The sequence below is a fragment of the Chelatococcus daeguensis genome, assembly GCF_001887265.1.
Classification (GTDB): domain Bacteria; phylum Pseudomonadota; class Alphaproteobacteria; order Rhizobiales; family Beijerinckiaceae; genus Chelatococcus_A; species Chelatococcus_A sambhunathii.
Genome location: NZ_CP018095.1, coordinates 2,513,141 through 2,532,936, shown reverse-complemented (window position 1 = coordinate 2,532,936; position 19,796 = coordinate 2,513,141). Strand labels below are relative to the sequence as shown.

At 67.5% G+C, this 19,796-nt stretch carries 21 protein-coding genes; 9 read left to right on the top strand and 12 right to left on the bottom strand.

What is annotated here, in order from left to right:
- The first annotated feature begins 96 nt into the window (after positions 1-96).
- Both murI and rpsD read left to right on the top strand, forming a co-directional pair.
- Positions 97-966 carry a glutamate racemase gene (murI, locus tag BOQ54_RS12075; RefSeq protein ID WP_071923975.1) on the top strand — a complete coding sequence of 290 codons (870 nt, stop codon included), beginning with the start codon at positions 97-99 and terminating at the stop codon, positions 964-966.
- A gap of 191 nt (positions 967-1,157) precedes the next feature.
- The gene (rpsD, locus tag BOQ54_RS12070; protein ID WP_055457345.1) at positions 1,158-1,775 is read left to right on the top strand and encodes a 30S ribosomal protein S4; all 618 of its coding nucleotides are present in this window, start codon (positions 1,158-1,160) and stop codon (positions 1,773-1,775) included.
- A 131-nt stretch (positions 1,776-1,906) separates the two neighbouring features.
- On the opposite strand, the gene BOQ54_RS12065 is transcribed toward rpsD, so the two are convergent.
- The 3 genes from BOQ54_RS12065 to rpe form a co-directional block, all read right to left on the bottom strand.
- The gene (locus BOQ54_RS12065) at positions 1,907-2,458 is read right to left on the bottom strand and encodes an RBBP9/YdeN family alpha/beta hydrolase (protein ID WP_063189139.1); all 552 of its coding nucleotides are present in this window, start codon (positions 2,456-2,458) and stop codon (positions 1,907-1,909) included.
- Positions 2,459-2,566: 108 nt separating this feature from the next.
- Entirely contained in the window at positions 2,567-3,874 is a 1,308-nt protein-coding gene (gene purB, locus BOQ54_RS12060) for an adenylosuccinate lyase (protein WP_063189137.1), read from the bottom strand.
- A 28-nt stretch (positions 3,875-3,902) separates the two neighbouring features.
- Positions 3,903-4,586: a ribulose-phosphate 3-epimerase gene (rpe, locus tag BOQ54_RS12055; protein ID WP_055457342.1), complete on the bottom strand. Its 684-nt coding sequence runs from the start codon at positions 4,584-4,586 to the stop codon at positions 3,903-3,905.
- Positions 4,587-4,811: 225 nt separating this feature from the next.
- On the opposite strand from rpe, the gene BOQ54_RS12050 reads away from it, so the two are divergent.
- Positions 4,812-6,083 carry a glycosyltransferase gene (locus BOQ54_RS12050; protein WP_063189133.1) on the top strand — a complete coding sequence of 424 codons (1,272 nt, stop codon included), beginning with the start codon at positions 4,812-4,814 and terminating at the stop codon, positions 6,081-6,083.
- 5 nt (positions 6,084-6,088) lie between these two features.
- On the opposite strand, the gene BOQ54_RS12045 is transcribed toward BOQ54_RS12050, so the two are convergent.
- Positions 6,089-7,057: a hypothetical protein gene (locus tag BOQ54_RS12045; protein ID WP_063189131.1), complete on the bottom strand. Its 969-nt coding sequence runs from the start codon at positions 7,055-7,057 to the stop codon at positions 6,089-6,091.
- A 197-nt stretch (positions 7,058-7,254) separates the two neighbouring features.
- Here BOQ54_RS12045 and BOQ54_RS12040 point away from each other — a divergent pair, with 197 nt between their 5' ends.
- Positions 7,255-8,502 carry an FAD-dependent oxidoreductase gene (locus BOQ54_RS12040; RefSeq protein ID WP_071923974.1) on the top strand — a complete coding sequence of 416 codons (1,248 nt, stop codon included), beginning with the start codon at positions 7,255-7,257 and terminating at the stop codon, positions 8,500-8,502.
- Here BOQ54_RS12040 and BOQ54_RS12035 read toward each other — a convergent pair.
- On the bottom strand, positions 8,475-9,500 hold the full coding sequence (locus tag BOQ54_RS12035; RefSeq protein WP_071923973.1) for a P1 family peptidase: 1,026 nt from the start codon (positions 9,498-9,500) through the stop codon (positions 8,475-8,477). The genes BOQ54_RS12040 and BOQ54_RS12035 overlap by 28 nt on opposite strands.
- Positions 9,501-9,596: 96 nt before the next feature.
- Here BOQ54_RS12035 and BOQ54_RS12030 point away from each other — a divergent pair, with 96 nt between their 5' ends.
- Both BOQ54_RS12030 and BOQ54_RS12025 read left to right on the top strand, forming a co-directional pair.
- Complete coding sequence (locus tag BOQ54_RS12030; RefSeq protein ID WP_071923972.1) at positions 9,597-10,325, top strand: cytochrome c biogenesis CcdA family protein; 729 nt, start codon at positions 9,597-9,599, stop codon at positions 10,323-10,325.
- A gap of 91 nt (positions 10,326-10,416) precedes the next feature.
- The gene (locus BOQ54_RS12025) at positions 10,417-10,887 is read left to right on the top strand and encodes a DUF1203 domain-containing protein (RefSeq protein WP_071923971.1); all 471 of its coding nucleotides are present in this window, start codon (positions 10,417-10,419) and stop codon (positions 10,885-10,887) included.
- Between the two features lie 60 nt (positions 10,888-10,947).
- Here BOQ54_RS12025 and BOQ54_RS12020 read toward each other — a convergent pair whose 3' ends face one another.
- The 6 genes from BOQ54_RS12020 to BOQ54_RS11995 all read right to left on the bottom strand — a co-directional run bounded on the left by BOQ54_RS12020 (position 10,948) and on the right by BOQ54_RS11995 (position 16,501).
- The gene (locus BOQ54_RS12020) at positions 10,948-12,075 is read right to left on the bottom strand and encodes a branched-chain amino acid ABC transporter substrate-binding protein (RefSeq protein ID WP_055457335.1); all 1,128 of its coding nucleotides are present in this window, start codon (positions 12,073-12,075) and stop codon (positions 10,948-10,950) included.
- 117 nt (positions 12,076-12,192) lie between these two features.
- On the bottom strand, positions 12,193-12,546 hold the full coding sequence (locus BOQ54_RS12015; protein ID WP_055457334.1) for a DUF6867 family protein: 354 nt from the start codon (positions 12,544-12,546) through the stop codon (positions 12,193-12,195).
- A 10-nt stretch (positions 12,547-12,556) separates the two neighbouring features.
- Positions 12,557-13,327 (bottom strand): ABC transporter ATP-binding protein, encoded by a 771-nt coding sequence (locus BOQ54_RS12010; protein WP_055457333.1) that lies wholly within the window; start codon positions 13,325-13,327, stop codon positions 12,557-12,559.
- A complete protein-coding gene (locus tag BOQ54_RS12005; protein ID WP_055457332.1) occupies positions 13,324-14,166 on the bottom strand; it encodes an ABC transporter ATP-binding protein in 843 nt (280 codons plus the stop codon). The genes BOQ54_RS12010 and BOQ54_RS12005 overlap by 4 nt, the downstream gene beginning before the upstream one ends.
- Positions 14,166-15,569, bottom strand: coding sequence for a high-affinity branched-chain amino acid ABC transporter permease LivM (gene livM, locus BOQ54_RS12000; protein ID WP_055457331.1), 1,404 nt, complete (start codon positions 15,567-15,569; stop codon positions 14,166-14,168). The genes BOQ54_RS12005 and livM overlap by 1 nt, the downstream gene beginning before the upstream one ends.
- Positions 15,570-15,583: 14 nt before the next feature.
- Entirely contained in the window at positions 15,584-16,501 is a 918-nt protein-coding gene (locus BOQ54_RS11995; RefSeq protein WP_055457330.1) for an ABC transporter permease subunit, read from the bottom strand.
- A 476-nt stretch (positions 16,502-16,977) separates the two neighbouring features.
- Between BOQ54_RS11995 and BOQ54_RS11990 the strand changes: the two genes are divergently transcribed.
- Positions 16,978-17,712 carry a GntR family transcriptional regulator gene (locus BOQ54_RS11990; protein ID WP_055457329.1) on the top strand — a complete coding sequence of 245 codons (735 nt, stop codon included), beginning with the start codon at positions 16,978-16,980 and terminating at the stop codon, positions 17,710-17,712.
- A gap of 85 nt (positions 17,713-17,797) precedes the next feature.
- Positions 17,798-18,334 (top strand): flavin reductase, encoded by a 537-nt coding sequence (locus BOQ54_RS11985; protein WP_071923969.1) that lies wholly within the window; start codon positions 17,798-17,800, stop codon positions 18,332-18,334.
- A gap of 5 nt (positions 18,335-18,339) precedes the next feature.
- Here BOQ54_RS11985 and pcaD read toward each other — a convergent pair whose 3' ends face one another.
- On the bottom strand, positions 18,340-19,119 hold the full coding sequence (pcaD, locus tag BOQ54_RS11980) for a 3-oxoadipate enol-lactonase (RefSeq protein WP_055457328.1): 780 nt from the start codon (positions 19,117-19,119) through the stop codon (positions 18,340-18,342).
- Positions 19,120-19,307: 188 nt separating this feature from the next.
- Here pcaD and BOQ54_RS11975 point away from each other — a divergent pair, with 188 nt between their 5' ends.
- Positions 19,308-19,766, top strand: coding sequence for an SRPBCC family protein (locus BOQ54_RS11975; RefSeq protein ID WP_055457327.1), 459 nt, complete (start codon positions 19,308-19,310; stop codon positions 19,764-19,766).
- Positions 19,767-19,796: the final 30 nt, after the last annotated feature.

Here is a 19,796-nt window from a genome sequence, read left to right as displayed (position 1 = left end):
ACAAGCGCGGGCATGACGGCGGAAGGGGCGTTCTCAACCCTCCGTTAACCCGCCCGGCCGCTTCATTGCCGTTCGGATCAAGCGAGCCGCAGTGCCATGCGTATCGACCTTCTCGCCGGAACGGTCTATCACCCCGCCGTCATGCCGCCGCACGTGCCGACCATCCTCGTCTTCGATTCGGGCCTCGGCGGCCTGACGGTCTATGCCGAACTCGTCAAGGCGCGGCCGGACGCGCGCTTCGTCTATGCCGCGGATGATGCGGCCTTTCCCTATGGCCGGCTGTCGGAGGCTGCGCTCGTGATGCGCGTCCTTGCCGTGATGGAGGCGCTCGTCGCCGCCCATGCGCCGGAGATCGTGGTCATCGCCTGCAACACGGCCTCGACGCTCGTGCTGCCGCACCTGAGGGCGCGCTTCTCCATTCCCTTCGTCGGCACGGTGCCCGCCATCAAGCCCGCGGCGGCGCGCTCGGCGAGCCGCATGGTCAGCGTGCTCGCGACGCCGGGCACCGTGGCGCGGGACTATACGCAGGACCTGGTGCGGGCCTATGCCGGGGACTGCGCGGTGGAACTCGTCGGCTCGACGCGGCTCGCGGCCATCGCGGAGGCGGAGCTGGCCGGCGCGCCCGCGAGCGACGCCGAGATCATGGTGGAGATCACCCCCTGCTTCCGCGAGGCGGCGGACGGGCGGCGGACGGACACCGTCGTCCTCGCCTGCACGCATTATCCGCTGCTGCTGCCGCGCCTCGAAAGGCTGGCGCCGTGGCCGGTCAGCTTCCTCGACCCCGCCCCGGCGATCGCGCGGCGCATGGTCGAGCTCATCGGCGCGCCGCTCCTCGGCCATGAGGGGGAGGAGGAGGCGCGCGCCGTCTTCACCGGCACGGGCGCGGGTGACACGCTGAAGGCGGCGCTCGCCGCGCGCGGCTTCACGCGCATCGACACCGGGGCGCTCGCCTTCGCCATGGCCTGAACGCCGCTGCGCGATGCTGAGCCGATTGACAAACCGCCTACTTGTCGCGTAAGGACCCCCATCGCTCGCGGGCTCGCAAGGCCCGCGTTCGTATTTCGTGCGCACCCGCGGACCGGCAATGTCCGGCCCTGTCGCCCGCAAGGGAGAGGAGGGCGCGTTCCTCACTGTTGTTCCGTTCTAGAGGACACGCGATGTCAAAGAGAATTTCGGCGAAGTACAAGATCGATCGCCGTATGGGCCAGAACATCTGGGGTCGCCCGAAGAGCCCCGTGAACCGCCGCGAATATGGCCCGGGCCAGCACGGCCAGCGCCGCAAGGGCAAGCTGTCGGACTTCGGCACCCAGCTGCGCGCCAAGCAGAAGCTCAAGGGCTACTACGGCAACATTTCCGAGAAGCAGTTCCGCCGCTACTACCAGGAGGCCATCCGCCTGCGTGGTGACTCGGGCGAGAACCTCATCGGCCTTCTCGAGCGCCGCCTGGACGCCGTCGTCTACCGCGCCAAGTTCGTGCCGACGGTCTTCGCCGCCCGCCAGTTCGTCAACCACGGCCACGTGCGCGTGAACGGCCGTCGCGTCAACATTCCGAGCTACCTCGTCAAGCCGGGCGACGTCATCGAGGTCAAGGAGAGCTCGAAGCAGCTCGCCATCGTGCTCGAGGCGGTTGCCCTCGGCGAGCGTGACGTGCCGGACTACATCGACGCCGACCACGCCAAGATGAAGGCCACCTACGTGCGCGTGCCGACCCTGTCGGACGTGCCCTATGCGGTGCAGATGGAGCCGAACCTGGTCGTCGAGTTCTACTCGCGCTGACCGGTTCCGGAACCGATCGAGACGAAAAGGCCGCAGCGATGCGGCCTTTTTTGTTGGCGGTTGGACCGGCGATTTTCTGGTTGCCGGCTCTGCGCCGCGCCAATTCGTGCCGGGCGCTGGGCTGAAGCGGCTCAGAGCCGCTTCAGCATTCCCGCAAAGCGCATCAGCCCCTCCGGCCAGGGCCCGTGGCCGCTGGCCGAATTGAGGTGGCCGGCATCGCCGGCGTCGACCAGCGCCGCGCCCCAGGCGAGGGCGAGATCGGCGGCTTCGTCATAGGGGCAATATTGATCCGTGCGGCTGGCGACGAGCACGGACGGGAAGGGCAGGGGCTCGCGCGGGAAGGGCGTGAAGGCGGCGTCCGTGCCGGGAATGGCACGGATGGCGCGCTCGCTCGGCGTCGCCACGAGGAAGGCCGCGCGCACCTTTCCCCCCGGCAGGTTCGGTGCTGCATGGGCGATCAGCGGCACGCCGGCGCTGTGCGCGACGAGGACGACCGGGCGTCGCGCGGCATCAACCTCCGCGACGAGGCGGGCTTCCCACTCCGGCCGGTCGATGCGGTACCAGTCGTCCTGCACCACCCGGCGGGCCGTGGAGAGCTTCTCCTCCCAGCGGGTCTGCCAGTGGTCCGGCCCGGAGCCGGACCAGCCGGGCACGATGAGGATGTCGCAGTCGGACGTGCGCATGGCGGTCCCGTTACTGTCCTATATTCGCCCGGCGCCATGCCCGCGCCTGTCGCGGGCATCCACGCCTTGGAGCCTTAGGCAAGGCCGGCCATGGCCGGCGTGGAGAGGTCACGCCTCTCCGAACACCCGGCGGAAGATGGTGTCGACGTGCTTGAGATGGTAGCCGAGGTCGAACTTTTCCTCGAGCTCGGCGTCGGAGAGGTGCTTGTTCACCTCGGGGTCGGCCTTGAGCAGCGAGAGGAAGTCGCCCTCGCCGCGCCACACGGGCATGGCGTTGCGCTGCACGAGACGGTAGGCGTCCTCGCGGCTGACCCCCTTCTGTGTAAGCGCCAGCAGCACGCGCTGGGAATGGACGAGCCCGCCGAGCCGGTCGAGGTTCTTCTGCATGTTCTCGGGATAGACGAGCAGCTTGTCGACGACACCGGTGAGGCGCGCGAGCGCGAAGTCCAGCGTCACCGTGGCGTCGGGGCCGATCATGCGCTCGACGGAGGAGTGGGAGATGTCGCGCTCGTGCCACAGCGCCACGTTCTCCATGGCCGGCATGGCATAGGCGCGCACCATGCGGGCGAGGCCGGTGAGGTTCTCGGTGAGCACCGGGTTGCGCTTGTGCGGCATGGCCGAGGAGCCCTTCTGCCCCTCGGAGAAGAATTCCTCCGCCTCGTAGACCTCGCTGCGCTGCAGATGGCGGACCTCGGTCGCCAGGCGCTCGATGGAGGAAGCGACGACGCCGAGGGTGGCGAAATACATGGCGTGCCGGTCACGCGGGATGACCTGGGTCGACACGGGCTCGACGGCGAGGCCGAGCTTTTCGGCGATGTATTCTTCCACGCGCGGGTCGATATTGGCGAAGGTGCCGACGGCGCCGGAGATGGCGCAGGTCGCGATCTCCCTGCGCGCATTGACGAGGCGTTCGCGGCAGCGGTCGAATTCGGCATAGGCCTGGGCGAGCTTAAGGCCGAAGGTCACCGGCTCGGCATGGATGCCGTGCGAGCGGCCGATGGTCGGCGTCATCTTGTGCTCGAAGGCGCGGCGCCGGATGGCGGCGAGGAGCCCATCCATGTCGGCGAGGAGGAGGTCGGTCGCGCGCACCAATTGCACGTTGAAGCAGGTGTCGAGCACGTCGGACGAGGTCATGCCCTGGTGCACGAAGCGCGCCTCGGGGCCGACGATCTCGGCAAGATGCGTCAGGAAGGCGATGACGTCGTGCTTCACCTCGCGCTCGATCTCGTCGATGCGCGCCACGTCGAAGACGGCCTTGGAGCCCTTCTCCCAGACGATCGCGGCGGCCTCCTTCGGGACGACGCCGAGCTCGGCGAGGGCAGTCGTCGCGTGGGCCTCGATCTCGAACCAGATGCGGAATTTCGTCTCAGGCGACCAGATGGCGGTCATCTCGGGGCGGCTGTAGCGCGGGATCATCCTCGCCTCCTGGCTGAACGGTTGAAAATCAGACGAGCTCGCCGCGCGCCCGCTCGGCGGCGCTGCGGATGGCGGCGATGTTGCCGGCATAGGCGCTCTCGCCGCCCTTGAAGACGGCGGAGCCGGCGACGAGGGCGTTCGCCCCGGCCTTTGCCAGCGCGCCGGCGTTGTCGGCGGTGACGCCGCCATCGACCTCGAGGTCGATGGGCCGGTCGCCGATCATCGCCTTGATGCGTGCCACCTTGTCCAGCGCCGAGGGGATGAAGGCCTGCCCGCCGAAGCCGGGGTTGACGCTCATGACGAGCACGAGGTCGACGAGGTCGAGCACATAGTCGATGGCGCTCTCGGGTGTGCCGGGATTGAGCGACACGCCGGCTTTCTTGCCGAGCGCGCGGATGGCCTGCAGCGACCGGTGCAGATGCGGCCCGGCCTCGGCGTGGACGGTGATGATGTCGGCGCCCGCGGCCGCGAATTCGGCGAGATAGGGGTCGGCCGGCGCGATCATCAGGTGCACGTCGAGCACCTTCTTCGTGTGCGGGCGGATGGCGCGCACCACCTGGGGACCGAAGGAGATGTTGGGCACGAAATGCCCGTCCATCACGTCCACATGCACCCAGTCGGCCCCGCCGGCGTCGATGGCGCGCACCTCCTCGCCGAAACGGGCGAAATCGGCCGCGAGGATGGAAGGGGCGATGGCGAGGGCGCGCTGCATGGGAACCGTCTGCTTGAACATGCTGCAGGGGCGAAGGGCCCCGCGCGTGCCGCCTAGCACGGAGGGCGGGGCGGGGCAACGGCTGGGCGCCAAGGGAAGCTGCGCCCGGGTCGCCCGACTGTATGCACGTCGTGCAACCGGCTGCCGATGGGCATCAGGCGTCATGATCTTAAATATTGAACGTTCATGTTTCGCCATTCAATAAGAATATCGGATATTTTATTAATGCGATTATTATTTTTACACAATAATTTTCCCGGACAATATGCGCGTATCATCAGGCATCTCGCGGGCCGGAAGGGCATCGACATCCTCGCCGTGTCGCGGGCCGGCAACCGCCAGACGTCACCCGTGCGGCGCATCGACTACGAGCCGCATCGGAGCGCCAGCGAGAAGGTGCATCCCGCCCTGCGCTACACCGAAGAGGCCGTCATCCGCGGCCAGGCGGTCTACAAGGCGCTCGCGCCGACGCGGGCGAAGGGCTGGCGGCCGGACCTGATGCTGGCCCATAGCGGCTTCGGCGACGGGCTCTTCCTGAAGGACCTGTGGCCCGATGCGCGCTACATGCCGTATCTCGAGTGGTACTACCGCGCCTACGGCTCCGATGCCTCTTTCTTCGATCGAAGGGCCAAGGATCCGAATGTCGAGCTGCGCATCCGGATGAAGAACAGCGTCATCCTGCAGGACCTTGCGGCGATGGACTGGGGGCAATCGCCGACACAGTATCAGAAGTCGCAGTTTCCCGGCGTCTTCCATGGGCGGATGTCGGTTCTCCACGACGGAGTCGACACCGACTATTTCTCGCCCGACGCGCGCGAGACCTTCACCGTCGGCAGTCACGTCTTCCGGCACGGCGATCCGCTCGTCACCTATATCGCGCGGGGCATGGAGCCCTATCGCGGCTTTCCCCAGTTCATCGAGGCGGTGTCGCTGCTCCAGAGGATGCACGCCGGCGTCCATGCGATCGTCATCGGCGAGGACCGCATCGCCTACGGTCCGAGGGACAAGGCCTCCTACAAGCAATGGGCGCTGGAGACCTTCAGGCCCGACCTCGGGCGCCTCCACTTCCTCGGCCGTCAGCCGCTCGCCGTGCTGCGGCAGGTGCTGCGCGTATCGGCGGCGCATGTCTATCTCACCGCGCCCTTCGTGCTTTCCTGGTCGATGATGGAGGCGATGGCGACGGGCGCGCTCATCGTCGGCTCGGATACGGAGCCGGTGCGGGAGGTCGTCGACGATGGCCGGACGGGGCTGCTCGTGCCCTTCTTCGAGCCGCGGCGCCTTGCGGAGCGGCTGCTGGAGATCATCGCGGCGCCGGAGCGTTTCGAAGATATCCGCCGCCGGGCACGTGCGCTGATGCTGGAGCGCTATGACCGGCGCGAACTGTGTGCCCGCTACGTCCGGCTGATCGAGGCGGTCGCCGCCGGGGGACGGCCGCGGCCGAACGGCGGTGCCCCTGTCAGTGAGAGTGCGCGCATGCCGGAGGCGGTCATCGTCTGAGCGCTTCAGCGCCGGGCGGGCAAGGGCGTGCGCAGCATGCGGCGGGCGAGCGGCTCCAGCACGAGCGGCATGAGGTAGATGGGGAACTGGGCCATGGCGAAATAGAGCCAGGTGCCGTCCGGCACCGCGCCCGCCATGGCGGCGACGAGAAGCCCCATGTTGCGGTGGCCAGTGGCATAGCCGATGACGAAGGCCTCGCGGGCGCCGAAGCGTGCCGCCAGCACGAGAAGGCCGGCCGCGATGCCGGCGAAGGCCACCACGAAGACGATCAGCGCATCGGTGACGACTGTGACCGGGTTGGCGACCATCGCCTCGGCCACCCCGTCCATGGCTCCGACGGCGAAGATGAAGAAGAAGACGACGTTGAGGCCGTCGAGCGCGGCGCGCTCGCGCGCGATCCGCGCGAGGCCGAGGAGCCAGCGCAGCACTTGGGCGAGCACCGCAGCCCCGCCCAGCAGCAGGGCCAGGCGCAGGGCGAGGACGGACGTATCGATCGGAACGGCGGCCCCCGCGATCACATCCGCCACGAGGGGTGCGGTCAGCGGCGTCGTCACCATGCTGGCGACAAGGACAGTGACGAGGAAGGAGGCATCGAAGCCGAGCAGCGTCGCCACGGCGGGCGCCGAGAGGATCGGCGGGGCAGCCGCCATCAGGGCAAGGCCGAGGGCGAGTTCCGGGCCGACGAGGTCGTGCCCGAGGGCGAGGACGATGCCGCCGAGGGCGATCGGCAGTGAGGCGACGATCCAGAACCAGGCGAGAAGGATGCGCCCCGGCTGCCGCAGGAGGGCGCGAATGGCGCCGAAATCGGCGCGCAGGAAGGTGAAGACCAGGAAGAAGAAGACGCAGGTGCCGATCAGCGGCCGGGCGAGGCTGGCGAACTGAGGCAGCGCGAGGCCGATGAAGATGGAAGCGGCGAGGGCCTTGGTGCCCTGGCGGCCGATGAGCGCCAGGGGCTTGAGGAGAATGGTATGCACGTCCTTGGCCCTTCCTTCCGTGTTTCCCCGGCCGCTATTCATATGCTCCCGGTCCGCATCCCTCATGAAGAAGCGTCCGGCCTCTTGCGCCGATGGCAGGCGTCGTGCTTTCGCCATGCGGACGCCGGCGTTGTCCGGGACGGGCCGCCATCCCAGAATGCGCTCCTGGGTTCGGCATCAGCAAGAAGGTCAAATGCATGCAAACGGACGTCGTCGTGCTCGGAGCGGGTATCATCGGAGTTTCGGCGGCGTTGCATCTGCAGGCGCGCGGACGGTCGGTCGTGCTTCTCGACAGGCGCGGGGCGGGGGAGGAGACCAGCCACGGCAATGCCGGGCTCATCGAGCGCGCCAGCGTCGTACCCTACGGCTTCCCGCGCGACGTTGCTTCGCTTATCCGCTATGGCCTCAACCGCTCGGCGGAGGCGCACTACCATCTCGCCTTTCTGCCCAAGGTGGCGCCCTGGCTGGCGCAATACTGGTGGCACTCCTCGCCCCGGCGCCATGCTGTCGCGGCCAGGGCGATGCTACCGCTGATCGAGCGCTGCGTCGCCGAGCACGAGGCGCTGATGCGCGAAGCCGACATCCTGCCGATGCTGCGGCGGATCGGTTGGATCAAGGGCTTCCGCGACAAGGCCGAATTCCAGCTGGCGGAGGAAGAGGCGCGGGCGAGCGCCGCGCTCTACGGCCTCAAGCTCGAGGTGCTCAGCGGCGCGGAGCTGCGCGCCAAGGAGCCGCACCTCACCGGCGACTTCGCCGGCGGGCTGCACTGGCTCGATCCCGCCAGTGTGCCGGATCCGGGCGCCGTCACCCGGGCCTATGCCGAGCTCTTCGAGAAGCGCGGCGGGCTCTTCCTGCGCGGTGACGCCCGTTCGCTCGCCGCTTCCGGCAACGGCTGGACGGTGGCAGCGGAAGAGGGGCTTGTCACGGCGCGTGAGGTCGTCGTGGCGCTCGGCCCGTGGTCGGGCGATATTTACCGCCCTTTGGGATACCGCATCCCGCTTGCGGTCAAGCGCGGCTACCACATGCACTACCGGCCCGCGGGCAATGCGGTGCTCAACCACCCGCTCTACGATGTCTCGGGCGGCTACCTCATCGTGCCGATGACGCGCGGCATCCGCCTCACTACCGGGGCCGAATTCGCCGACCGCGACGCGGCGCCGAGCCCGGTGCAGCTCGCCCAGGTGGAGCCCGAGGCGCGTCGCGTCTTCCCCCTCGGTGAGCGGGTGGATCCGGAGCCGTGGATCGGCGCGCGGCCGTGCCTGCCGGACATGCGCCCCGTCATCGGCGAGGCACCGCGCCATAAGGGGCTGTGGTTCGCCTTCGGCCACAATCACCACGGCTTCACGCTCGGCCCCGTCACCGGCCATCTCCTGGCGCAGATGATGACCGGGGAGGCGCCGCTGACCGATCCCGCGCCCTATGCCGTCGGGCGCTTCGGCCGATAGAGGTCGCGCCAGGCCGGCAGGGCGCCGGGCAGGGGGAGCGCCGTCGCCTCGTAGACGCCGCGGGCGATGGCGCGGGCAAGGCAATCGGCCGCGACGGCGCCGAGATCGGCGAAGGCATAGATGTCGTCTTCCGGCAGCGGCTTGCGGCCCGTCGCCGCGGCGAAGACGAGGTCCCCGTCGAGCGGCGCATGGGCCGGGCGCAGGGCGCGGCCCATGCCGTCGTGGGCGACCATGGCGAGGCGCTTGGCCATGGCCTTGTCGAGGATGGCGTCGGTGGCGACAAGGGCTATCGTCGTGTTTTGACCCGGGCCGCCCTTGTAGCGCGGAGCGAGTGCCTGACGGTCGAAAACGGCCGGCAGGCCACAGTTGCCGAATTCGCCGCCTTCCTCATAGGGCGCAGCCCAGAAGTGCGGCCCGTCGCCAACGGTCGCCGAGCCGACGGCATTGACGGCGACGACGGCGCCGACGGTATGGCCGGTGCGGGTGACGGCGCTCGCCGAGCCCAGCCCGCCTTTCAGGTTGACCGTCGTCGCGCCATAGCCGGCCCCCACCGTCCCGAGCGGAAAATCTTCCCCGGACGCAGCGACAGCCGCCATGGCGAGGGCGCGATGGGGCGGCTCACCCTCGCCGCGCGCCCAGGGCTTGTCGGCGCCATTGAGGAGATCGAAGAGAATCGCCTGCGGTACGATCGGCACGCGCACGTCCCGGATGGCGAAGCCGCGGCCCTGTGCCGCAAGCGCCTGCATGACGCCGCCGGCCGCATCGAGCCCGTAGGCCGACCCGCCGGACAGGACGATGGCGTCCACCGCCGCCACCGTCATCTCCGGCTCCAACAGCGCGCTCTCGCGCGTGCCCGGCGCGCCGCCCATGATGGCGAGACTCGCCGTCGCCGGCCTGTCGAAAATGGCGACCGTGACACCCGTCGCCGCCGCCGCATCGTGGGCATTGCCGATGCGGAGGCCGGGAACGTCGGTGATGAGATTGCGCGAGGTGCTCATGCCCGATGGTTGCCGTGAAGGGTGACGTATCACAAGGGGGCGAGGCGGCATTTCACCGCCTTTCGCCGGACCGGCGCTGCGGCTAAGAGCAGCGCCATGACCGACGTCTCTACCTCCGCCGCGGTTCTAGCCGGGCTCGTCAGCTTTCTCAGCCCCTGCGTGCTGCCACTGGTGCCGCCTTACCTGTGCTATCTCGCGGGCACGACGCTCGACCAACTGACGGAGCGGCGGGAGCCGCGCGTTAGCCGCAAGGCCCTGTTCGCCGCCTTCTTCTTCGTGCTCGGCTTCGCAACGGTCTTCGTCATGCTGGGCGCGACGGCCTCGGTCTTCGGCCAGCTGCTGCGCCGCTATGTCGACGTCCTCGGCACCGTGGCCGGCATCGCCATCATCGTCATGGGTCTGCACTTCCTTGGCGTCTTCCGCCTGTCCTTCCTCTACCGGGAGGCACGGCTCGATGTTGCCAAGCCGGCCGGCATCGGCGGCGCTTACATCATGGGGCTCGCCTTTGCCTTCGGCTGGACGCCGTGCATCGGTCCCATCCTCGCCGCGATCCTCGCCGTCGCCGGCTCGGAGGAGAGCGTCGGGCGCGGCGCCTTCCTGCTCGCCGCCTATTCGGCCGGGCTCGGCATTCCCTTCCTCCTCGCGGCGCTCGCCATGAAGCCGTTCGTTGCGCTCCTGCGCGGCATGCGCTCGAAGTTCCACCTCGTCGAGAAGGTGATGGGCGGTTTGCTCGTGCTGACCGGCATCGCCTTCCTCACCGGCGCGCTGACGGACGTGTCCTTCTGGCTGCTGGAGACATTCCCGGCGCTGGGGGCGCTCGGCTGAGCAACGGCCCCGCAGGAAACGGGTGGGTAAAACGGGTCGCTGGACGCGATCCAGGGGCGAAGATGGAGGCTCCTCGACCTGGAGCAGTTCCATGGCCTATCGGATCCGCGGCCTCGATCCGCGCCTTTTCAACCATTTGTTCCAGCTGGATGATACCGCGCTGGCGCGCCGCGGCATCGTCCGGCGGCGCGTCACGGCATTCGGCACCAGCCCGTGCCGCGTCAGCCTGCAGGACGCGCAGCCGGGCGAGGAGGTGTTACTGCTCGCCTTCGCGCATCTTACTGAGGAGGCATCACCCTATCGCGCGTCGGGCCCGATCTTCGTGCGCCGCGCGGCCGCGGAGGCGTATGATGCCGTCGATACGGTGCCGCCGATCCTGCCGGCGCGGTTGATCTCGCTGCGCGCCTATGACGCCGCGGGCATGATCGTCGATGCCGGGGTCGTGCCGGGCGTCGAGATCGAGAGCCACATCTACCGCTTCCTGGCCCGGCCGGATATCGCCCACGTCGACGCGCATTTTGCGGCCCGCGGCTGCTTCGCCTGCCGCATCGAGCGCAGCTGACGCCAAAAGGAAAGGCCCGCCTCGGGGAAGGCGGGCCCGTTGTCTTCCAGTGCTGCGAGATCAGTTGATCTCGTTGCCGGCGTAGTCGATCTTGCCGTCGGAGCCCTTCTTCCAGACGTACATGACGTAGTCCGGACGGGTGATGTCACCCTTCTTGTCGAAGGAGAGGTCGCCCAGCACGGTCTTGAAGACCTTGCCGGAGTGGATCACCTCGGCCACCTTCTTCGGCTCCAGGGACTTCGCCTCTTCCGCCGCCTGCTTGATGATCTCGACTGCCGCATAGCTGTAGAGCGTGTAGGCCTCGGGATCGTAGTTCTTGTTCTTCAGGAAGCGCTCGACGACCTCCTTGGCCGCCGGGTTCTTGCGCGGATCGGGCGCGAAGGTCATGAGCGTGCCCTCGGCGCCGGGACCGGCGATGGAGACGAACTCGCTCGACACGATGCCGTCACCCGACATCAGCGGCGCCTGCAGGCCCTGGTCGCGCATCTGCCGGATGATGAGGCCGGCTTCCGTGTGCAGGCCGCCGAAATAGACGACGTCGACATTCGCGGCCTTGAGCTTGGAGACGAGGGCCGAATAGTCCTTCTCGCCCGGGTTGACGCCTTCGTAGAGGACTTCCTTGAGGCCCTTGGCGTTCATCGCCTTCATGGTCTCATCGGCGAGGCCCTTGCCGTAGGGCGTCTTGTCGTGGATGACGGCCACCTTCTTGCCGGCATAGTGCTTGGACAGGTAGTCGCCCGCCACCTGGCCTTGCTGGTCGTCGCGGCCGCAGATGCGGATGGTGTTCCACAGCCCACGCTCGGTGAACTGCGGATTGGTGGAGGCCGGCGTCAGCTGCAGGATGCCGGATTCCTCGTAGACCTCCGAGGCCGGGATCGATACACCCGAGTTGAAGTGGCCGACAACGTACTTCACGCCGTCGCTGGCGAGCTTGTTGGCAACGGATACGCCCTGCTTGGGATCGGAGACGTCGTCGCCCACGCTGACCACGATCTTCTGCCCGAGGATGCCGCCGGCGGCGTTGATATCCTCCGCCGCCTGCTCGACGCCGTTCTTCATCTGGGTGCCGAAGCTTGCGTTCGGCCCCGTGATGGGAGCGCCGACCGCGATCTTCACCTGGGCGTTGGCAGCGCTGGCGAAGGCGAGGCCAAGACCGAGCGCAATCCCGGTCAACAGCACTTTCTTCATCTGGTACTCCCCTGGTTTTTGTCGGGCCCCGCCCCCGGGGCTCCGGTCGGCGAGCCTCTCGCCTTGGGCGCAATCTTGCGCCATTTGCGGCGAGAGTCACTCGCAAACGGTGGTGTCTCAGCCGCTGCCCTTCTCGCGCCAGGTGAGGGGACCCGTACGCTCGTAGAGCCAGCGGTATTGGGTCGTCATCTGCCGCGCGCGCGTGTAGCGGAAGCCGGTGAGGCCGATGACGAGGAGCACGATTGCGTCCACGATGTAATAGTGGAGCGACAGCAGCGTGCCCCCGAAGAGGGCGAAATGGATGAAGCGCACGCCCCACGCGAGCGCGAGCAGGTAAAGCACCGCCTGCCACACCGGCGCCCAGATGAGCGCTACCGCCCGCCCCGTCATCCAAGCGGCCCAACCGCCCATGATGCAGGTGACGAGCAGAAAGAGGAAGAACGAGCTTTCTTCGTAGAGGATGCCCTGCATCGTGTGTTCCTCAGTGGGCCCCGCCTTCGAGATAGGCGGCGCGGACCTGCGGGTTCTCGAGCAATTCCTTGCCGGTGCCCTGCAGGGTGATGGACCCCGTCACCATCACGTAGCCGCGGTGGGCGAGCTTGAGCGCGTGATAGGCGTTCTGCTCGACGAGGAAGACGGTCATGCCGTCGCGCTCGTTGAGCTCGCGGATGACGTTGAAGATCTGCTTGACGACGAGCGGGGCAAGGCCGAGCGAAGGCTCGTCGAGCAGCAGCAGCCGCGGTCGGCTCATCAACGCGCGGGCGATGGCGAGCATCTGCTGCTCGCCGCCGGAGAGGGTGCCGCCACGTTGGTTGAGTCGTTCCTTCAGACGCGGGAACATGGTGCAGACCCGCTCCAGATCCTCGTCGAAATGGGTGAAGTCCTTGATGGACGCGCCCATTTGCAGGTTCTCGAACACCGTCATGCGCGGGAAGATGCGCCGGCCTTCGGGCGATTGCGCGATGCCCAGACGGGCGATCTCGTGCGTCGGCATCTGCGTGATATCGCGCCCGCCATACGTGATCGTGCCCTGGCGGCAGCGTGGGTTGCCGAAGATCGTCATCATCAGCGTGGATTTGCCGGCACCGTTGGCGCCGATCATCGTCACGATCTCGCCCTCGTGCACGTCGAGGTCCACGCCCTTGAGGGCGATGATGTTGCCGTAGTAGGTCTTGACCCCGCGCACCGAAAGAAGGGGTGTGCGCCCGGCCGTGGCCTGAGCCGGCGCGGGCATCGTCGCTGCGTCGCTCATAGGCCGACCTCCGCCTCCACATGCTCCACTTCTTCGTCTTCGACGCCGAGATAGGCGGCGATGACACTCTGGTCGTTACGGACCTCCTCGGGCGTCCCGTCGGCGATCTTGGTGCCGTAGTCGAGCACCACGACATGGTCGGAGATGCCCATCACCACCGACATGTCGTGCTCGATGAGCAGGATCGAGGTGCCGTGGTCCTGCCGGATCGACAGAAGCAACTCGTTGAGCTCGTGGCTCTCACGCGGGTTGAGGCCGGCGGCCGGCTCGTCGAGGCACAGGAGGATCGGGTCCGTGCACATGGCGCGGGCGATCTCCAGGCGGCGCTGGGCGCCGTAGGGCAGATCGCCGGCGGGATCGTCCGCCCGGTCGATGAGGTTGATCTTCTCCAGCCAGAATTTCGCCTGCTCGACCGCCTGCCGCTCCGCATCGCGGAAGCCGGGCAGGCCGAGGAGGCCGAAGACGGTGAAACCGGAGGCGAGCATCAACGGGTTGTGTCGGGCGACGAGGAGGTTCTCCAGCACCGTCATGCCCGTGAACAGGCGGATGTTCTGGAAAGTGCGGGCGACCTTCGCCTTCCAGGAGATGGAATGGCCCGGCAGCCGCTCCAGCAGGAGCGTGGTGCCGTCGTCGTGGCGCAGCGAGAGCATGCCCTCGCTCGGCCGGTAGAAGCCGGTGATGCAGTTGAACACCGTCGTCTTGCCGGCGCCGTTGGGGCCGATGAGGGCGGTAATGTCGCCGCGGCCGACACTGAAGGAGAGGTCGTTGACGGCGACGAGGCCGCCGAAGCGCATCTTCAGATGCTCGACCTCGAGTACGGGATCGTCTTGCCAGCGCATCAGCCGTGCCCTTCCTTGACGAGCGAGCCCGCGATGGCCTTGCGCTCGGTGAGTACGATCGACGGCTCGCGGTGGCCGACGAGCCCGCGCGGGCGCCAGACCATCATCGCCACCATGGCGAGCCCGAAGATCAGCAGGCGGTATTCATTGGGATCGAAGCCCGCGCCGAAGACCTGCTTGAGGAAATCGAGATTGCGCAGCAGCTCGGGCGCGCCGACCATGAGTACGGCCGCGATGGCGACGCCCACCTGCGAGCCCATGCCGCCCAGGACGACGATCGACAAGATGATCGCCGATTCGAGGAAGTTGAAGCTCTCGGGCGACACGAATCCCTGGCGCACGGCGAAGAACGACCCGGCGAAGCCGCCGAACATGGCGCCGATGGCGAAAGCGGTGAGCTTGGTGTTGCGGGTGTTGATGCCGAGCGAGCGGCAGGCGATCTCGTCCTCGCGCAGTGCCTCCCAGGCCCGGCCCACCGGCAGGCGGCGCAGGCGGATGGTGACGAGGTTCGTGATCAGCGCCAGCACCAGGATGAGATAGTAGAGAAACACCATCCGGTGCATGGGGCTGAAGGGAATGCCAAAGAGAGAGGCAAAGCCGTCTTCGCTCGAGTCGAACGGCACGCCGAAGAAGGTGACGCGCGGGATCGAGGAAATGCCCGCCCCGCCGTTGGTCAGGTCCACCCAGTTGATGAGCACGAGGCGGATGATCTCTCCGAAGGCGAGGGTGACGATGGCGAGATAGTCGCCGCGCAGGCGCAATACCGGAAAGCCGAGGATGATGCCCCAGAAGGCGGCGAGGATGCCGGCCAGTGGCAGGCACAGCCAGAACGACCAGCCGAACGTCGTCGACAGGAGCGCATAGGAATAGGCGCCGACCGCATAGAAGGCGACATAGCCGAGGTCCAGCAGTCCCGCGAGGCCGACGACGATGTTGAGACCCCAGCCGAGCATCACATAGGTGAGGATGAGGATGCCGAGATCGATCCAGTAGCGTGCGCCGCCGAGCCCGCCGGAGGCGAGGGTGGCGAGCATCGGATAGGTGACGGCGACGCCGAGGAAGAGCGGCACGGCGATGCCGAACAGCTTCTGAAGAGCGGGGCTCGCTGGCGCCTTGGGCCGGGCAGGGGCGGCGGCGCGGCGCGCGGCGCGCAGGCAGAGCGCGAATCGCAGGGCGAAGATGAGCGCGCAGGCCGCCGCGACCATGCCCCAGCGCGGCTGCAGGTAGAGGGCGTTCGCCTGATCCTGCTCGGTCTTGAAAGCGAGGATCGGGATGGAGAGCCCGAGCGTCAGCAGCGCGGCGATGCCCGCTTCGCGCAAGGCGGCAGCGATCTGCGCGCCCGTTGCGGGGGCGGTTACTTCGGCGGCCGTGATGGCGGGGGCATGCGGTGTGTTGAGGGCCATTGTCCGCGCCTTTCTCAGACCTTCTCGACTTCAGGCCGCCCGAGAATGCCGGACGGCATGAAGACGAGGACGATGGCAAGCAGCGAGAAAGCCGCGACATCCTTGTATTCGATGGAGAAATAGGCCGACCACAAGGTCTCCACCAGGCCGATGATGAGCCCGCCGAGCACGGCGCCCGGCAGCGAGCCGATGCCGCCGAGGACGGCGGCGGTGAAGGCCTTCACCCCCGGCACGAAGCCGTCGGCGAAGCTCACGACGCCATAGTAGAGGAGGTACATGGTGCCGGCGACGGCAGCGAGCGCGGCGCCCATCACGAAGGTGAGCGAGATCGTCCGGTCCACATTGATGCCCACGAGGGCGGCCATGCGCCGATCCTGCTCGCAGGCACGCTGGGCGCGCCCGAGCGACGTCTTCTGCACCACGTACCAGAAGATGGCGAGCAGAACAGCCGTCGTGACCATGATGATGATCTGCTTGTAGGACAGGGCCACGGCATAACCGTCACGCTCGAAGAGCACGATCACGTCGCGCACCATGGGCGGGATCGGCTTGTTGCGCGCGCCCTGCGAAACCTGGACGAAATTGGACAGGAAGATCGACACGCCGATGGCGGAGATGAGCGGCGCGAGGCGGAAGGAGCCGCGCAGCGGGCGATAGGCCATGCGCTCCAGTGTCCAGCCCCAGAGGGATGTCAGCAGCATGGCGCCGATCATGACGATGATCAGAGCAATGGCGATGGAGCCGATGCCGAGCCAGGCCGTGACGAAGAGAAAGAGCATGAGCGCGATGAACGCGCTGAGCATGAAGACGTCGCCGTGGGCGAAATTAATCATGCCGATGATGCCGAAAACCATCGTGTAGCCGATGGCAATGAGGCCATAAATAGACCCCAGCGTCAGCCCGTTGATGAGCTGCTGTACGAAAACTTCCATAATCGACCGTTCCCCTGATGGGTGGGCCCTTGTTTTTCTTGTCGCCCGCCTCGTGTCGGCGAAAACACGGGGCGGAAAGAGACCACCGGAACAACACTGTGCTTAGCAACGGTGATCGGTCAAGACAATTGCCAAGACTGCCCCGGCGGGCAAAAAAGCAACGGATGCTCCGTCCGCGCCCCGACATGCGACAAAAAATTGCGCTGCGCCGGCTGCGCTACGCTGCTCCGGCCCGTGGTTGTCGGCGGACCCCTTCGTCGCCGCCCGCATAAGCCCGCCGGTTGGTGTCTGCGCATTTCCATGCTGGCTCGCCCCAATTGATCATATTCATATATTATTCATATAGTAAAAAATATTTATTGATCATCATTTTATAAATACACTGTATTCTACAAATCTATTGTGGCGATGGCTTTATCTGCATTTCTTCCTGCAAAGGGAGGGCGAGCCAACGTAGGTTTGGGACGATGAGTTCTGTGGACAACGATGTAGACGTATCCTGCGGTGCAGAGGCCCAGTCGCTGGCCGAGCGGGCCTACCGTGCCATCGAGGACATGGTTGTGCGGCTCGATCTGCCGCCCGGTTCCCGCCTGACCGAGAATGACCTGTCACAGCGGGTCGGCTTCGGCCGCACCCCCGTACGCGAGGCGCTGCAGCGCCTCCATTACGACGGGCTCGTGCGTGTCTTTCCCCGCAAGGGCATTGCCGTGTCCGAGATCAACCCGCTCGAGGTGCTCGTGGCGCTCGATGTCTGCGTCGGAATCGAGCGGCTGGTCGCCGCGGGCGCCGCCCGCCGCATCGCGTGCGGGGCGCAGGCGGTGACGGAGCGGCTGGCGGGCATGCAGAGCAAGCAGGTCCATGCCGCCGGCGGACCGTTAGCCGTGACGGAGCAACTGGCCTCGGCAATGGCACGGGCGGCCGGGACGGGCGACGTCGTCGGCTTTGTCGAGGCCGACAAGGCGATCGACAGGACGCTCGCAGAGCTGTCGGGAAATCCCTATGCCGCCCGGGCCCTCATGCCGCTGCAGGCGATGGCCCGCCGGGCTTGGCTGTTCTTTCGCCGCGCGAGCGACCTCGTGCCCGCGGCGCGTCGGCACGAGGACCTGCTTCGGGCCGTCGGCACGGGCGACGTGCAGGCGGCCGAAGCGGCTGCGGACGCGCTCGTCGCCCATCTGCGCGAGAGCATCAAGGACGCCGTCAGCCGCCTCTAGCGCGACATGCCTCTGCTCCTCGATCCGGCCGCCGGTTGCTTCGCCGTTCGTGCCGCGCCATATGAAAAGGCCGCAGGAGGCCTTGATGCACCGGGTTTTCATCGACGACGCATTCGGCGATGCGCATGACGACCATGCCGCAACGCCTACCGAGCAGGCGTTTCGCGAGGCCATGAGCCGCGTGCCCGGTGCCGTGCATGTTGTCACGACTGCCGGTGCCGCGGGACGCATGGGCTTCACGGCGACTTCCGTCGCGGCGGTCTCCGATGCGCCACCGACGGTGCTCGTGTGCCTCAACCGGGCCAGCCAGGTCCTGCCGGTCCTCGAGGCCAACGGGGTCTTCTGCGTCAATACGCTGGCCGGTGGCGAGGGGGCGCTCGCCGATGTCTTCGCCGGCCGCACCGGCCTGTTCGGCACTGCGCGATTCCGGTCGGGCGGCTGGACGACGCTGGACACGGGTGCTCCGACGCTCGTCACCGCGCGGGCGGCCGTGGACTGCCGCCTCGTCAAGGCGGTCGATGCCGCGACGCACCGCATCCTCATCGGCGAGGTTCAGGCGCTCGCCGTCGGCGCCGAGGGGGACAGCCTCGTCTACAAGGGGCGCCGCTACCACGCCCTGTAAAGGCCTCAGCCGCGCAGGAAGTCGCCGGCCACCTGGTTGAACGCGGCCTCCGCCTCGACGTTGGAAATGTGCGCAGCCTCGAGGATCACTAGCGAGGAGCCGGCGATGGCCTCGTGGATCTGGCGGCCGGCGGCGAGCGGCGTGGCCGGATCATGCGCGCCGACGACGACCAGCACGGGGTTCTTCGCCGCCCGGATCTCCCAGCGCTGGTCCATGTCGCGGATGGCGGCACAGCATCCGGCATAGCCGTGGGCGGGTGTCGTCACGATCATCTCGCGCATGGCGGCGATCGTCTGCGGCGCCCGCTCACGAAAGCCTGTCGTGAACCAGCGCTCGACCGTCGCGTCGGCAAGCGCCGCCATGCCGGCGCGCCGGGCGGTGCGGATGCGGCCGTTCCAGAGCTCGGGCGGTCCCATGTGCGCGGAGGTGTTGGCCAGGACCACCCGCTCGAGCCGTTCCGGCGCATGCGTCATGAGCCACATGCCGACCATGCCGCCCTTGGAGACGCCGCACCAATGGGCCTTCGCGATGCCGAAATGGTCGAGGATCGCCACGGCATCGCGGCCGAGTTCGGCTATGGAATAGGGCCTGTCCGGCGCGACCGAGGCGCCGTGCCCGCGCGAATCATAGCGCAGGATGCAGAAGTGCGATTGCCAGGCGCGCACCTGCGCGTCCCACATCGACATGTTGGATGACAGCGAGTTGGACAGCATGAGAACCGGGGCGTCCTTCGGCCCGTCCATGCGCACGTTGAACGGCTCGCCAGCGATGTCGATGATCGTCATGTATCGCGCTCCTCCCTTGACCGCGAGCATCTCGCGCAGGTTATGCCGTCGGCGCAAGGGGGCCGAGGGGGCAACTGCAGCCCGTCATGCGTCCGAGGGGCTGGTCGCGCCTGCGTTCTTGCGTAGATTGGAGCGGATCGAACCGGCCCGCTCGCACCAGGCGGCAAAGACGACGAGGGAGGCAACCCATGGCCATGACGATGACGGGCGAGAACATCCTGCCGGCGGACCGGGCCACGGTCTGGGAAAAGCTCAACGACCCGGAGGTGCTCAAGGCCTGCATTCCAGGCTGCGAGGAACTGGAGCGGACGGAGGATAACGGCTTCCGCGCAGTGGCGAAGGTGAAGGTCGGGCCGGTGAAGGCGACCTTCAAGGGCAAGGTCGTGCTCTCGGACATCGACGCGCCGAACGGCTATACCATCACCGGCGAAGGCGAGGGGGGCGTCGCCGGCTTCGCCAAGGGCGGGGCCAAGGTGCAGCTCGCCGACGTGCCGGAGGGCACGAAGCTGACCTATGACGTCGAGGCGCAGATCGGCGGCAAGCTCGCCCAGCTCGGCGGCCGGCTGATCAACGGCGTCGCCAAGAAATACGCCGACGAGTTCTTCGCCAATTTCGCCAAGGTGGTGGGAGCGGAGGAGGCGGCCTGACAGGCCGTGCGAGCGACGCGCGGCGGGAGG

Excerpts from the sequence above, each read along its gene's own strand:
- rpsD (WP_055457345.1), top strand. The coding sequence starts at position 1,158 with ATGTCAAAGAGAATTTCGGCGAAGTACAAGATCGATCGCCGTATGGGC.
- livM (WP_055457331.1), bottom strand. The coding sequence starts at position 15,569 with ATGGCCCTCAACACACCGCATGCCCCCGCCATCACGGCCGCCGAAGTA.
- BOQ54_RS11985 (WP_071923969.1), top strand. The coding sequence starts at position 17,798 with ATGCACCGGGTTTTCATCGACGACGCATTCGGCGATGCGCATGACGAC.
- BOQ54_RS12010 (WP_055457333.1), bottom strand. The coding sequence starts at position 13,327 with ATGAGCGACGCAGCGACGATGCCCGCGCCGGCTCAGGCCACGGCCGGG.
- murI (WP_071923975.1), top strand. The coding sequence starts at position 97 with ATGCGTATCGACCTTCTCGCCGGAACGGTCTATCACCCCGCCGTCATG.
- pcaD (WP_055457328.1), bottom strand. The coding sequence starts at position 19,119 with ATGACGATCATCGACATCGCTGGCGAGCCGTTCAACGTGCGCATGGAC.
- BOQ54_RS11995 (WP_055457330.1), bottom strand. The coding sequence starts at position 16,501 with ATGGAAGTTTTCGTACAGCAGCTCATCAACGGGCTGACGCTGGGGTCT.
- BOQ54_RS11975 (WP_055457327.1), top strand. The coding sequence starts at position 19,308 with ATGGCCATGACGATGACGGGCGAGAACATCCTGCCGGCGGACCGGGCC.
- purB (WP_063189137.1), bottom strand. The coding sequence starts at position 3,874 with ATGATCCCGCGCTACAGCCGCCCCGAGATGACCGCCATCTGGTCGCCT.
- BOQ54_RS12040 (WP_071923974.1), top strand. The coding sequence starts at position 7,255 with ATGCAAACGGACGTCGTCGTGCTCGGAGCGGGTATCATCGGAGTTTCG.
- BOQ54_RS12035 (WP_071923973.1), bottom strand. The coding sequence starts at position 9,500 with ATGAGCACCTCGCGCAATCTCATCACCGACGTTCCCGGCCTCCGCATC.
- BOQ54_RS12030 (WP_071923972.1), top strand. The coding sequence starts at position 9,597 with ATGACCGACGTCTCTACCTCCGCCGCGGTTCTAGCCGGGCTCGTCAGC.
- BOQ54_RS12020 (WP_055457335.1), bottom strand. The coding sequence starts at position 12,075 with ATGAAGAAAGTGCTGTTGACCGGGATTGCGCTCGGTCTTGGCCTCGCC.
- BOQ54_RS12025 (WP_071923971.1), top strand. The coding sequence starts at position 10,417 with ATGGCCTATCGGATCCGCGGCCTCGATCCGCGCCTTTTCAACCATTTG.
- BOQ54_RS12050 (WP_063189133.1), top strand. The coding sequence starts at position 4,812 with ATGCGATTATTATTTTTACACAATAATTTTCCCGGACAATATGCGCGT.
- rpe (WP_055457342.1), bottom strand. The coding sequence starts at position 4,586 with ATGCAGCGCGCCCTCGCCATCGCCCCTTCCATCCTCGCGGCCGATTTC.
- BOQ54_RS12065 (WP_063189139.1), bottom strand. The coding sequence starts at position 2,458 with ATGCGCACGTCCGACTGCGACATCCTCATCGTGCCCGGCTGGTCCGGC.
- BOQ54_RS12005 (WP_055457332.1), bottom strand. The coding sequence starts at position 14,166 with ATGCGCTGGCAAGACGATCCCGTACTCGAGGTCGAGCATCTGAAGATG.
- BOQ54_RS12015 (WP_055457334.1), bottom strand. The coding sequence starts at position 12,546 with ATGCAGGGCATCCTCTACGAAGAAAGCTCGTTCTTCCTCTTTCTGCTC.